Here is a 12,864-nt window from a genome sequence, read left to right as displayed (position 1 = left end):
ACTGGGCGGCCTGATCGGGGCCCGGGCAGGAACTTCCTGGCGTCAGCCGGCGACACCTGTACAGGTTCCATCGAATCCCGGCCGGGTTCTACACTGGCAACGGCGTCGACCCCGGCCGCCAGGTGTGCACAACTCGGAGGTGAACATGGTGCTGCACCGCGGCGTCGCCGACGCCCTCCGTCAGGCCATCGCGCTGGGCGCGCTCCCGGTCGGCGCCCCGCTGCCCACGGAGGCCGAGCTGGCCGCCGAGCACGGGGTCTCCCGGGGCACGGTCCGCCACGCCTTGGCCATCCTCGCCGCCGAGGGCCTGATCAGTTCCCGGCAGGGCGCCCGGCACCTCGTCCGGGGCACCGAGCGCACCCAGAGCCTCGCCGAGCTGCGTAGTTTCGCCCAGTGGGCCCGCCGCCAGGGCCGGCAACCCAGCGGCGAGGTGATCTCGATGGCCCGCCGGCCGGCCACGGTCCGCGAGGCCGGCCTGCTCCAGCTCGACCCGGGCGGGGAGGTGCTGGCCGTCCTGCGGCTGCGCGGCCTGGACGGCGAGCCGGCCATGCTCGAACGGACCAGTTACGCCGGTTGGATCGCCGACGCCGTCGAGCGGATCGACCCGCGCGCGGACTCCGTGACCGACCGGCTGCACCACGAGCTCGGCGCGGTGTTCGCGCACGCCGAGCACCTGATCGACGCGGTGGCCGCCGGGGTGCGCGACGCCGCCCTGCTCGGGGTCCGGCGCAGCAGCCCGTTGTTGCGCGCGCGCCGGGTGAGCGCGACGCCTGCGGGGCGGCCGGTGGAGTGCTCGGATGACCGGTACCGGATCGGGGTCGTGACCTTCGACATCCACACCACCTCGGGCGTCCCGGTGCTGGCCCGCCGTGCACTGTGAACAAGCACGTGGTCGGCGGGACGCGACGGGTCGGTGCTGGTCAGCGTGGCGGGGTTGTGTTCGCCGTCCCCGCGATCCGCCGCGCGCCGGTGAGTCTGGCCAGTTCCGGTAGGGCCACGCCCAGCGGCGCGTCGACCGTGAGCGCCGCGTAGGAGTCGCCCCGGGTCGGGCCCTGGTTCACGATCGCGACCGGGATGCCGAGCTTTGACGCCCGGAGCACGAACCGCCGCCCCGACATCACAGTCAACGACGATCCGAGCACCAGCAGCAGCCGGGCGTTCTCGACCAGCTGGAAGCACGTCCGCACCCGGTCGGCGGGCACCGTCTCGCCGAAGAACACCACGTCCGGCTTGAGCATCCCGCCGTGGCAGGTCTGGCAGTCGGCGATGTGGAAGCCGGCGACGCGCTCGTCGGGCAGTTCGACGTCCCCGTCCGGGTTGAGTGCAGCGACCTGCGCGTCGAACCCCGGATTGGCCTGGGTGAGCCGGGACTCCAGCTCCTCGCGGGACAGCGCGTCGCCGCAGGTCAGGCACACGACCCGGTCGAGGTTGCCGTGCAGTTCGACGACGTCGCTGGCCCCGGCGGCCTGGTGCAGGCCGTCCACGTTCTGGGTGACGACGCCGGACAGCAGGCCCTGTTCCTGCAGGCGCGCGACGGCGTGGTGGCCGGCGTTGGGGGCTGCCCGGGCGATGGTGCGCCATCCGAGGTGGCTGCGGGCCCAGTACCGCCGGCGGGCGGCCGGGTCGCCGGTGAACGTCTGGTACGTCATCGGGGTGCGCGGGACGCTCTTCGGCCCCCGGTAGTCGGGGATGCCCGATTCGGTGGACAGCCCGGCCCCGCTGAGCACGGCGACCCCGCCGCCCTCGACCAGCCGGGCCAGCTCTGCCAGTTTCTCCACCCCACCATGATGCCCCGCCGCCCCGTGCCCCCACGTCCCACGGGCTGTCCGTGCCCCCGCGTCCCGTTTCCGCCCCGGCGGAATATTCCAACCACCCGCCAGGGACCACCCGCCGGTCGTAGGGTGCTGATCATGGGTGATGCGGTCGAGATCGAGGTCGCCGGGCGGACCGTGCGGGTGTCGAGCCCCGAGCGGGTCGTCTACCCGGAACGCGGCTTCACCAAGCTCGACGTCGTGCACTACTACCAGGCGGTCGGCGAGGGCATCATGCGCGCGCTGCACCACCGACCGACGATGTTGCAGCGTTTCCCCGGCGGGGTCGGCGGCGAGATGTTCTTCCAGAAGCGGGTACCCCACAAAGGGGTGCCCGACTGGATCGAGACCACCGAGATCACGTTCCCGAGCGGGCGGACCGCCGACGAGCTCTGCCCGGCGGACCTGGCGCACGTGCTGTGGGCGGTACAGATGAACGCCCTGGTCTTTCACCCGTGGCCGGTGCGCGGGACGGACGTCGACCACCCCGACGAGCTCCGGATCGACCTGGACCCGCAGCCCGGCACCGACTTCGACGACGCGGTGTCCGTGGCCGGCACGGTCCGCGAGATCCTGGCCGAACTCGGCTGGACGGGCTGGCCGAAGACGTCCGGCGGGCGCGGCGTGCACATCTACGTGCGGATGTTCCCCCGGTGGGGTTTCATCGAGGGCCGCCGGGCCGCGATCGCCATCGCCCGGGAGATCGAGCGCCGCCGCCCGGACCTCGTCACCACCGCGTGGTGGAAGGAGTTGCGGGGCGTCAAGGTGTTCGTCGACTACAACCAGATGGCCCGGGACCGCACGATCGCCTGCGCCTACTCGCTGCGTGCCACGGCCCGTGGCACGGTGTCCACGCCGGTGACCTGGGACGAGCTGACCCGGGTCGAGCCGGACGACTTCGATCTGGCCACGGTCGCCGAGCGGTTCGCCCGGATCGGCGACCCGCACGCCGGTATCGACGACGCGGCGGTGGACCTGACCCCGTTGTTGGAGTGGGCCGAACGCGACGAGCGCGAGGGGAACGGGGATCTGCCGTACCCGCCGGACTATCCGAAGATGCCGGGCGAGCCCAAGCGGGTCCAGCCGAGCCGGGCAAAGGACTGACCTGCGGTAACCTGGGCCAATGACAAGATCCACATCTCCGGTGTACGTCGTGGCCGACGTGCACGGCCACCGCGCCGAACTCCGGGCGGCCCTCCGCGCGGCCGGTCTCGCCGACGCCGCCGGGGACTGGACGGGCGCCGACGCCCGGCTGTGGTTCCTCGGCGACTACGTCGACCGGGGCCCCGACGGGCTCGGCGTGATCGACGACATCCGTCAGCTGTCCGCGCGGGCCGGGGCCGCAGGCGGCGAGGTGCGGGCGCTGCTGGGCAACCACGAGTTGCAACTCCTCGGCGCGCACCGGTTCGGCACGGCCCCGGTCCCCGGTTGGGACCACCCGGGCGGCCTGCTCGGCACGTGGCTGCTGTGGGGCGGCAGGCAGGCCGACCTCGACGGGCTGACCGGCGCGCACCTGGCCTGGCTGCGCGCCCTGCCGGCGGTGGCGCTCGTCGACGACCATCTGCTGCTGCACTCCGACACCACCCGCTACCTGGAGTTCGGCCGCACGGTCGCCGAGGTGAACGCCGCCGTGGCCCGGACGATGGACACCACCGACGTCGGCGAGTGGTTCGAGGCGACCCGGCGGATCTGCGACCGCAACGCGTTTCAGGGGGCGGATGCGTCCCGGGCGGTCGACGCTCTGCTCGGCGCGTTCGGCGGCCGGGCGATCGTGCACGGCCACAGCACCCTGACCTCGCACTTCGGCGTCGCCCGCGGCCAGGTCACCGGCCCGGTGACGTACGCGGGCGGCCGGGTGACGGCCGTGGACGGCGGCGCGTACGACGGCGGTCGGATCCTCGTTGTCCCGCTGCCCGTGGCCGGCCCGATCCCCCGGCAGCGCGACTCGGTCCTGCACCGGTTGTGGACGCGCGGCGGCCGCACCGAACACCAGCCGAAGTAGCCGCGACATCCCGTCGGACGCGCCCGGGACGGGCCACCCGGAACGGCGCGGCGGACGTACGCTGAGATCTCTCGGAAAAAGGGGGCCCGATGCGACGGTTCGACGGCCGGGTGGCGTTCGTGACCGGTGCCGCGCACGGGATCGGCCGGGCCATCGCGATCCGGCTGGCCGCCGAGGGCGCGGCCGTCGTCGTCGCCGACCTCGACGGTGAGGCCGCCGGGGCGCTGGCCCGCACCCTCGCCGAGCACGGCGGCGGGGCGCTCGCCACGCACTGCGACGTCCGCGACCGCGAGGCCGTCCGCTCGGCCGTCGCGGCGGCGGCCACCCGGTTCGGCCGGCTCGACGTGCTGGTCAACAACGTGGGCGTCGCGGGGGAGTGGGATTTCGAGAAGGCCGGCGACGACGAGTGGGCCCAGCAGTCCGATCCGACGCTGGGCGGGGCCGTGCGGTGCGTGCAGGAGGCGCTGCCGCACCTGCTGCGCGCGCCGGGCGGCGGCAGCGTAGTGTCGATCGGTTCGGTGAACGGGCTGGCGGCGTTCGGCGGCGAGGCGTACTCGGCGGCGAAGGCTGGCCTGGTCAGCCTCACCCAGAACCTGGCGCTGCGCTACGGCCGGCGCGGCAGGGAGCTCCTCGGCACCGGCCCGGGCTGGGTCCGGTTCAACCTGGTCGCCCCGGGCACGGTGCGCACCCGGGTGTGGGAGGGGCGGCCGGAGGAGTTGGAGAGCTTCGCGAAGCAATACCCGTTGGGGCGGGTCGGGGAGCCGGAGGACATCGCCGCGGCCGTGGCGTTTCTGGCCTCCGCGGACGCGGCCTGGATCACCGGGGTGGTGCTCCCGGTGGACGGCGGCATCACCGCAGGCCACCCGGCCTTCTTCTACGACCTCCGCTAGTCGACGACCACCACGGACGTGCCCGGGACGATCTCCTTGAGCAGGAGCTGCTGGCCGGACTTGGTCAGCCGGACGCAGCCGTCGGTGTCGTCCTTGCCCAGGGTGTAGTCGTTGTACCAGGTGTGGATGCCGATGTGCGCGCCCCGCAGGCCGGCCGGCACGGCCTCCGGGTCGTCGGGGATCGCGCCGAGGGCGAACACGTCGGTGCCGGCGTACACGTCGCCGACCAGGCTGGAGCGGCCGAGGACGAAGGTGCGGCCGAGTGGCGTCGGGGTGGCTTTGGCGCCCAGGGTGACGGGCCAGGACCGCATCAGCGCGTCGTCGCGGTACCACTCCAGTGTGTGACTGCCCTTGTGCACCACGATCTGGTCGCGCAGCGGGGTCACGTCCCAGTCGCCGGGCGGGGTCCAGGCGATCGTCCGGTTCGCCGACGGCAGCAGCACCGCGACCCAGCCGGCCGAGCGGGCCACGATGGGCACGGTCACCGGCACGCCGAGGATGGTGGGCGCGAGGAACGCCAGGGGGGTGCCGCCCGGGGCGTCGTACACGCCGAGGTTGGATTTGGGGTGCAGGCCCTCGGCGGTCCGGGTCCGGCCGGCGGGTTCCGGGTCGGCCGGGAATCCCTTCGGCGCCGGGTCGTAGGTGATGACCGGCAGGCCGGCGGGCGGCGGGACGGCGGCGGGGGTGGTCGGCGGCGCACTCGTCGGCACGGTGGCCGTGGTCGGCGCGGAGCTGGCGGCGCGCGGGGCCGGCCCGGCGGAGCCCCACCGGACCACGGCCCCCACCAGCGCGGCGAGCACGCAGCAGGCGGCCAGCACGATCCAGAGCCGACGGGTACGCAAGGGGCTGCTCACCTGGCCATTCTAGAGGTCGGCCCGCCGAGTTCGAGTTGTGATCGGCGCGTGACCGTTCGCGAGAATACTTGTAACAGAAAATGTAATAAGGGGTGCGTCAATAGAAACGCGCTTCGATGACTTTCTAGTTTTTTCCTTAACCGCGTGAAGCGAATCAATAACGGTTCGGGTAACAGTATTGTGCCGTCCTGTTTGGAACTACCAGGCTGCCGGGTGCAGGGGTGTCGAGTCGACATCCCTTACGTGTTCAACCAGGGGGTTCCCATGGCACTACCCTCCCCGTCCGCCCCTCGGCGACGCCTCCCGTACGGCCGGCTCATCCCGGCCGTCGCGGCCGTGCTCGCCGCCGGCGTCGCGCCCGCCGTGGCGCACGGCGACCCGGGCCTGAGCCCGCACGGGGCACTGGCCCCGATCTCCTCGTTCGGTGACAGCGCCAAGGGCGACAAGGGCGAGTTCTTCGACTCGCGGACCGCCTCGGCCAGCCAGCGTACGCTGCAGCTGAAGTCCGCTGCCCTCGCCGCTGCCCCGCGTCCGGGCCTGCGCGCCCTGAAGGCCGAGCTCGGCGTGCAGGGCACCGTCGACCTCGACCCGCTGACCGGCACCCCGCGTACCGTCAGCAAGCTCGACGGCTTCCTCGCCGGCCCGAGCAAGGGCAACCCGGCGCAGATCGCGATCAACTACGTCCGCGAGCACGCCGACGCGTTCGGCCTCAAGAACGCCGACATCGAGGGCCTGGTGCTCCGCCAGGAGTACATCGACGTTGTCGGCTCCCACCACCTGTCCTTCGTGCAGAAGGTCAACGGCGTCACGGTCTTCAACAACGGTCTCAAGGCGCACGTCGCCAAGGACGGTTCGCTGATCTCCATCGACGGCTCCCCGGTCGCCGGTCTGCCGACCGGGTTCGCCGCCCCGAAGGTGAACGCCACCGCCGCGCGCGGTACGGCGCTCAAGGACGTCGGCGGGGACGCCAAGGCCCCGGTCACCAAGGACTCCACCGCCACCCAGGTCGTCTTCCAGACGGCCGCCGGCCCGCGCCTCGCGTGGCAGGTCTCCGTCCGGCCGGCGAAGGGCGAGCACTACCTGCACGTCCTCGACGCCGAGACCGGTCAGGTGCTCTACCGCAAGAGCCTCGTCGACCACGAGGCCGACCCGAAGCAGGCCACTGGCAACACGTGGAACTACTTCCCGGGCGCGCTGCGCGGCGGCGACAGCGAGGAGAACACGCTGTCGGGTCTGCCGAAGGACGCGAAGAACCTGTCGGGCCAGAACGCGCACGTGTACCTGGACCTGAACAACAACAACATCGCCGACGCGGACGAGGAGGTCGGTCCGAACACGGACGGCACCTTCAAGTACGACTTCAAGAACTTCATCAAGACCGACGGCGCGCCGTGCTCCAGCCACTACCAGTGCTCCTGGAACCCGGCCACGGCCGGCTCGTGGCGGACCAACGCCAACCAGAACGCCGTCCAGCTGTACTACTTCCTGGGCAAGTTCCACGACCACCTCGAGGCGGCCCCGATCGGGTTCACCCGTGAGGCCGGCAACTTCGACGCCCGCGACGGCGACCCGGTCCAGGGCGAGGCCATGGACGGCGCGAACTCCGACAACGGGATGCCGGGCGGCAACGCCAACAACGCGAACATGGACACCCCGGCCGACGGCTCGTCGCCCCGGATGCAGATGTACCTGTTCTACAACGACGGCAACTTCCCGTGGCTGTCGGCGAACAGCGGCGACTCGGCCGATATCGTCTACCACGAGTACACCCACGGCCTGTCCAACCGGCTCGTCGTGGACGCCAACGGCATGTCGACCCTGGGCAACGTCCAGGCCGGCTCGATGGGCGAGGCGTGGTCTGACTGGTACGCGATGGACCTGCTCGTGAAGGAGGGCTCGCAGCCCGACCGCAAGCTCGCGGCGGACCTGCGCCTCGGTGACTTCGTGGGCCACGGCCTCGACGGCATCCGCAGCCAGCCGATCGACTGCAAGGTCGGCACGACCGACCCGGCCTGCCCGGGCGGCGCGAAGAGCGGCCCCGGCGGCTACACCTACGGCGACTTCGGCAAGATCTCCGCCGGTGGCCCCGAGGTGCACGCCGACGGCGAGATCTGGGTCGAGACCCTGTGGGACCTGCGCTGCGAGGTCGGCAGCGAGGTCGCCGAGTCCCTCGTGACCCGGGCGATGGAGCTGTCGCCGAGCAACCCGTCGTACCTCGACGAGCGCAACGCGATCCTGCTCGCCGACACCGTCGTGTTCGGCGGCAAGTACCACGGCGTGATCTGGAAGACCTTCGCCGCTCGCGGCATGGGCTACTTCGCCGGCTCGATCAACGGTGACGACACCGCCCCGACCGAGGACTTCAGCCTCCCGCCGGCCCCGGGCACCCCCCAGGGCACCGTCTCCGGCACCGTGACCGACAACGTCACGGGCGCGCCGGTCGCGGGCGTCAGCATCTCCTTCGGTGGCCACACCGGCACCATCGGCGGCAACCTGAACGCGGTCACGGCCGCGGACGGCACCTACACGATCAGTGGTGTCACCTACGGCACGTACACCAAGTTCAGCGCGGTCGGCGGTGGCTACGACACGGTGGCCGGCCCGCGGACCGTCAACGCTCCGACCGCCACGGCGAACTTCGCCCTGGCCCGCGAGTGGGCTTCGGTCGGCGGCGGCGCCGCGATCTCGGGCTTCAACGGCCCCGACTTCGGCGCCGGTTGCAACCAGGTCGCGCTGATCGACCAGTCGCTCGGCTCCGGCTGGGTGTCGAACACCGAGTTCACCGGACCGACCTCGATCAAGTCCCGGTACGCGATCATCAAGCTGCCGGTCGCGGTCAACGTGACCTCGCTGATCATCAACCCGACCTCGGCCTGCGGCGTGGGCGGCAGCGCCACCGTCGGTGACTACCAGCTGGAGTCGTCCACGGACGGCGCGACCTGGAAGGTGGCCGCGACCGGTCACTTCGGGGTTCCCCAGCGCGGCAAGAACGTGACGATCCCGCTCAACGCGGGCACGTCGGCCGGGGTGAAGTTCTTCCGGTACACGATGCTGAGCAACCAGCTCGCGGACGTCGGCGGCGCGTGCCCCGGCCCGTTCGGTGGCTGCTCCTACGTGTCCACCTCGGAGCTGTCGGTGTACGGCAGCGCCTCGTAACATCCGCTAGGTAAGGAGGCGGGGTCCGTTCGCGGGCCCCGCCTTCGCCGTCGGTGGGGTTAGCGGTACCCCGAACACGGGGGTGGACAGGATTCAGCCCGTGGCCGGCGAAAACTAGCGTCGACCGCATGAGGATCTACACAGGACGACGTGCCGTCGCCGGTCTGCTGCTCGCGGGCCTCGTCGCCGGCACGGTGGGGGCAGCGGCCGGTCCGGCCACCGCGTCGGGCGACGCCCGGGGCCGGCTGGTCTCCGCGACCCCGATGCGCACCTACTATTCCGCCGAAGAGGTCGCCGCCGCGCTGCGGGGCGCGGAGTTCGACGACGGCGCCGCGAAGTACGGCGTCGACACCTACCGGCTCGTCTACCGCACCGTCGACGTGGCCGGCCGGCCCACCACGGCCAGCGGGCTGCTCGTACTGCCCCGCAACGACCAGCGCGAACTGCGCACCGTGTCCTACTCGCACGGCACCACCTCCTATCGGGGCGACGCGCCGTCCATGCCGGCGGAGGACGGCTGGGGACAGGCCCCGGCGATCACGTACGCCGCCGCCGGGTTCGCCGCGGTCACCGCCGACTACCTCGGGCTGGGCACCGGCCCCGGGACGCACCCCTGGATGGACGTCCCCTCGGAGACCACCGCCTCGGTGGACCTGTTGCGGGCGGCGCGGGAGTTCGTACCCCGAAAGGGAAAGGTTCTCAGGCGGCAGGTGCTGGCGGCCGGTTTCTCCCAGGGGGCCTCGGCGGCGCTCGGCCTGGGCCGCGAACTGCAGTCAGGCGGTGACCCGTGGTTCCGCCTCGCGGCCCTCGCCCCGATCAGCGGCGCCTACGATCTGCGCGGCGCGGAAATCCCCGCCCTGCTCGACGGCAAGCTCGACCCGAAACTGAGCGTGATCTACTCGGCGCTGTTCCTGGTCTCCTTCGACCGGCAGCTCCACCTCTACGACCACCCGGACGAGGTGTTCCAGGCCCCCTACGCCGACCGGGTCGAGGCGCTGTTCGACGGCACGGTCCCCGGCGAGGTGCTGTTCCGCGACACCCCGGACACGGTCGGGCGGTTGCTCACCCCGCACGGGTTCGACCTGCTCCGCGACCCGCCGGAGCGGTTGGCCGCGGCCCTGCGGGTCACCGACGCCGTGTGCTCGGACTGGACCCCGGGGGTGCCGGTGCGGCTGTTCGAGATCGCCGCCGACGAGCAGGCGGCCAACGCCAACACGGCCAGCTGCGTCGCGGGCCTGCGGGCGCACGGCGTGGACCCGCACCTCATCACGTTCGCCGAAGGCGACTATCACGGGTCGGCGCACCTGAGTTCGAACGTGCGGGGCACGGCGGCGACGGTCCGCTGGTTCAGCCAGCTCTGAGCACCCGCCGGCGGCTGGCGTCCCTTCCGGGGCGTCAGCCGCCCACCCGCACAAGCCGGTAACCCAGCGGCTCCGCCGGGTCCTCGATGGCGAGGATGTGCTGGCCGGTGCCGGGCCGGATCCGCCCGATCACGTCTCCGATCGCCTCGCCGGCCCCGGCTACCACGAGCCGGACCCGTTTTCCCCGGGCGGCCGCGCGCACCGCCTTGCGGAGCTGGGGATTGAGCAGGTGCCGGGCCAGGTCGTACGCCGTCGCGCGGATCGTCGCCGCGCGGGGGTCCTCAGTCGGATCGGTGTCCACGGCCTGAGCCTAGTAACCGGGTACGACACCCCGCCCCGGTGTGCTGGCGGCCCGACCGTGACAGAGTTGGGGTATGACCCCTTTGACGGTGAGTTCCCGCCCCGACGGTGCCGCCCGCACCCTGCTGGTCGTGGGCGAGGTCGACCTGGCGGGGCACGACCGGCTGCTGCACACCGTGCTGGAGGAGATCCGCACGGCCGGGGTCACCCGGGTGACCGTCGACCTGGCGGGGGTGACGTTTCTCGATTCCACCGGGATCGGGGTGCTGATCGCCGGGCGCAACGCGGCCCGCGAGGCCGGGGTCGGTTACCAGGTCACGAACGCCATGGGCATCGTCAGACAGGTCCTGACGGTCACCGGCGTGGACGGGGCGCTGCTCGGCCCGGACGCCTGAGCGGGACTGCGGGAAGTGCGGCCGTGGGGCTAGCATCGGTCGCCACTCGCACTCAGGAAGGCACGACGTGACCCACCCTCAGGACCAGCCCGACCCGTGGTCGGCCCACGGCGACCCGGTCATCGGGTACGAACAGCCCGATTTCGACCAGTCCGCCGCCCCGCCGCCGCCGGTTCAGCCCCGGCGGAGCCGCGCGGCCCTGTTCATCGGTATCGGGGTCGCGGCGGCCGTGCTGCTCGGAGGCGGGGCGTTCGCGGCGGTGCGGCTGTGGACCGCGCCGACCGGGGTGGAGCCGGAGCAGGTGCTGCCCGGCACGGTCGCGGCGTTCGCCCGGATCGACCTGGACCCGGCGCTGAGCCAGCAGAAGCAGTTGCTCGATCTGGTGCGCAAGTTCCCCGGCCGCAAGGGCACCACCGCCGACGTCAAGCGGGACCTGATCGACGAGGCGAATATCCCCGGCCTGACCTACGACGCGGCGAAGCCCTGGCTGGGCGACCGGCTCGGCATCGCGCTGTGGAAGACCGACAGCGGCTATGTCACGCTCTACGCCCTCGCGAGCACCGACGACTCCGGCGCGAAGGCGGCGCTGGCGAAGGCGAAGCTGACCTTCGAGCTGTCCGACGGGTACGCCGTCGTCGCCGTGCCCGTGGGCGACGCGAAGGCCCCCTCGGCGGCGCTCGACGCCGTACGGGTGACGAAGAAGCTGGCGGCGACGGACGCGTACACGTCCGTGGTCAAGAAGTTGCCGGCCAACCAGGTCGCGATCGGCTGGGCGGACGGCCCCGGGGTGCTGGCGGCCGGGAAGTCGTTGAAGGAGGGCTTCCCCGCGACCCTCGACGGCCAGTCCGTCGGCCAGGTGGCGCTCGGCGTGCAGGCCGTCCCCGACGGCCTCGAACTGCGGGTCGCCCAGAGCGTACCGTCCACACTGGTCCCCAAGAACGACCTGGTCAAGCAGCTGGAGACCCTGCCGGGCAACGCCGCCGTCGCCGCGGTGGTCCAGCCGCTCAACGACAGCCCCACGATCAAGAAGAGCATGGACGACGCGTTCGACGCGCAGGTCGACCAGCAGCTCGGCGCGCTTCGGGGCCTCCTCGACAAGAAGACCCTCGACACGGTGCTCGGCGGGATCAAGGGCCTGTTCGGCGCGACCCTCAGCGTCGCGGTCACCGACCTGGTGCACCCCGCCGTGCAGGTCACGGCCGACGGGCCCGACGAGGCGACCGCCGGCAAGCTGCGCGCGTCACTCGGCCTGTTCAAGGCCCTGGTCGACGTCGACGGCACCGGCCAGAAGACGACCATCACCTACGGGGACTACCACCCGCAGGGCGCGCTCGCCGACAACGAGCTGTACCGCGCGGCGATGGCCGGCCGGCCCGCGACGACCTCGGTGGTCGGCTACGCGGACATGCGCAAGGTGTTCGCGGCGAGCACCACGATGACCGACGAGGAGCGGGCCGACCTGGCGCCGGTCCAGGCGCTCGGCGTCATGGTCGGCGCGGACGGCGCGCTGGTCCGGCTCGTGATCCGGTAACTGGCGGCGGTCGGGACGGCCCGGACCGTGCGGGGTCCGGGCCGGTTGGCTACTTGCCGGCCTGGCGGGTCCGGATCGCCGCCTCGATCCGGTTCGCGGTCCGGCCGGAGGTCAGGGCCCTGCGGGCCCGGGTGTACAGGTAGTACGCGCCGCCGACGATGGCCGCGCCGACCAGGAGGTAGCCGAGGACGCCGAGCAGTGCCCCGATGAGCTTGAGCGCCAGCCAGCCGGCGAGCGCGAGTCCGACGATCCCGACGGTCACCCACAACAGAAGTTTCCCCATGCGTCGATGGTGACACCGGCCGGCCCCGGCCGCCATCGGGGAAGACCCCTACCACCTGGGGTGGGTGTGGTGGTGGCGTATTACGACGAGGTCGACGGCGGCCACCCCGGCGAGGACGAACAGCGGCACTGCCAGCCACGCCAGCCCCGCCCGCCAGGCCAGGGTCCCGATCACGGCGCAGAACAGCAGCCCGAAGCCGGCGAGCACGGCCCGGAGCCGCAGCGCGCTGCGCGGATGCTGGAACGTACCGGACATGCCCACCCTCTACCCATGGCACTTCG

At 72.2% G+C, this 12,864-nt stretch carries 13 protein-coding genes; 8 read left to right on the top strand and 5 right to left on the bottom strand.

Translation table 11 applies throughout. The annotated features are described in order from the left end of the window. The first annotated feature begins 145 nt into the window (after window positions 1–145). Window positions 146–880: a GntR family transcriptional regulator gene (locus IW245_RS23085; protein ID WP_197005258.1), complete on the top strand. Its 735-nt coding sequence runs from the start codon at window positions 146–148 to the stop codon at window positions 878–880. A gap of 40 nt (window positions 881–920) precedes the next feature. Here the strand turns inward: IW245_RS23085 and IW245_RS23080 are convergent, their stop codons facing one another. Continuing rightward, window positions 921–1,778, bottom strand: a complete 858-nt coding sequence (locus IW245_RS23080) for an NAD-dependent protein deacetylase (RefSeq protein WP_197005257.1) — start codon at window positions 1,776–1,778, stop codon at window positions 921–923. A gap of 132 nt (window positions 1,779–1,910) precedes the next feature. On the opposite strand from IW245_RS23080, the gene ligD reads away from it, so the two are divergent. The 3 genes from ligD to IW245_RS23065 all read left to right on the top strand — a co-directional run bounded on the left by ligD (window position 1,911) and on the right by IW245_RS23065 (window position 4,703). After that, entirely contained in the window at window positions 1,911–2,915 is a 1,005-nt protein-coding gene (ligD, locus tag IW245_RS23075; protein ID WP_197005256.1) for a non-homologous end-joining DNA ligase, read from the top strand. Window positions 2,916–2,934: 19 nt separating this feature from the next. Next, window positions 2,935–3,813, top strand: a complete 879-nt coding sequence (locus IW245_RS23070) for a metallophosphoesterase (RefSeq protein WP_197005255.1) — start codon at window positions 2,935–2,937, stop codon at window positions 3,811–3,813. Window positions 3,814–3,902: 89 nt separating this feature from the next. Beyond that, complete coding sequence (locus IW245_RS23065) at window positions 3,903–4,703, top strand: SDR family NAD(P)-dependent oxidoreductase (protein ID WP_197005254.1); 801 nt, start codon at window positions 3,903–3,905, stop codon at window positions 4,701–4,703. On the opposite strand, the gene IW245_RS23060 is transcribed toward IW245_RS23065, so the two are convergent. Next, a complete protein-coding gene (locus IW245_RS23060; protein ID WP_197005253.1) occupies window positions 4,700–5,557 on the bottom strand; it encodes a L,D-transpeptidase in 858 nt (285 codons plus the stop codon). The two genes, IW245_RS23065 and IW245_RS23060, sit on opposite strands and share 4 nt — an antisense overlap. A gap of 264 nt (window positions 5,558–5,821) precedes the next feature. Here IW245_RS23060 and IW245_RS23055 point away from each other — a divergent pair, with 264 nt between their 5' ends. Beyond that, window positions 5,822–8,713 (top strand): M36 family metallopeptidase, encoded by a 2,892-nt coding sequence (locus IW245_RS23055; RefSeq protein ID WP_197005252.1) that lies wholly within the window; start codon window positions 5,822–5,824, stop codon window positions 8,711–8,713. 128 nt (window positions 8,714–8,841) lie between these two features. Continuing rightward, complete coding sequence (locus tag IW245_RS23050; protein ID WP_197005251.1) at window positions 8,842–10,074, top strand: lipase; 1,233 nt, start codon at window positions 8,842–8,844, stop codon at window positions 10,072–10,074. A 34-nt stretch (window positions 10,075–10,108) separates the two neighbouring features. Here the strand turns inward: IW245_RS23050 and IW245_RS23045 are convergent, their stop codons facing one another. Next, complete coding sequence (locus IW245_RS23045) at window positions 10,109–10,375, bottom strand: hypothetical protein (protein WP_197005250.1); 267 nt, start codon at window positions 10,373–10,375, stop codon at window positions 10,109–10,111. A 73-nt stretch (window positions 10,376–10,448) separates the two neighbouring features. Here IW245_RS23045 and IW245_RS23040 point away from each other — a divergent pair, with 73 nt between their 5' ends. Next, entirely contained in the window at window positions 10,449–10,769 is a 321-nt protein-coding gene (locus IW245_RS23040) for an STAS domain-containing protein (RefSeq protein ID WP_197005249.1), read from the top strand. Between the two features lie 67 nt (window positions 10,770–10,836). After that, the gene (locus tag IW245_RS23035) at window positions 10,837–12,300 is read left to right on the top strand and encodes a hypothetical protein (RefSeq protein ID WP_197005248.1); all 1,464 of its coding nucleotides are present in this window, start codon (window positions 10,837–10,839) and stop codon (window positions 12,298–12,300) included. A gap of 49 nt (window positions 12,301–12,349) precedes the next feature. On the opposite strand, the gene IW245_RS23030 is transcribed toward IW245_RS23035, so the two are convergent. Then, window positions 12,350–12,583: a hypothetical protein gene (locus IW245_RS23030; protein ID WP_197005247.1), complete on the bottom strand. Its 234-nt coding sequence runs from the start codon at window positions 12,581–12,583 to the stop codon at window positions 12,350–12,352. A 48-nt stretch (window positions 12,584–12,631) separates the two neighbouring features. Next, on the bottom strand, window positions 12,632–12,838 hold the full coding sequence (locus tag IW245_RS23025) for a DUF6343 family protein (RefSeq protein WP_197008952.1): 207 nt from the start codon (window positions 12,836–12,838) through the stop codon (window positions 12,632–12,634). Window positions 12,839–12,864 lie beyond the last annotated feature (26 nt).

The organism is Longispora fulva (assembly GCF_015751905.1).
GTDB lineage: Bacteria > Actinomycetota > Actinomycetes > Mycobacteriales > Micromonosporaceae > Longispora > Longispora fulva.
The sequence above is the reverse complement of the archived record's forward strand: the minus strand, read 5'-3'. Positions and strand labels throughout refer to the sequence as shown.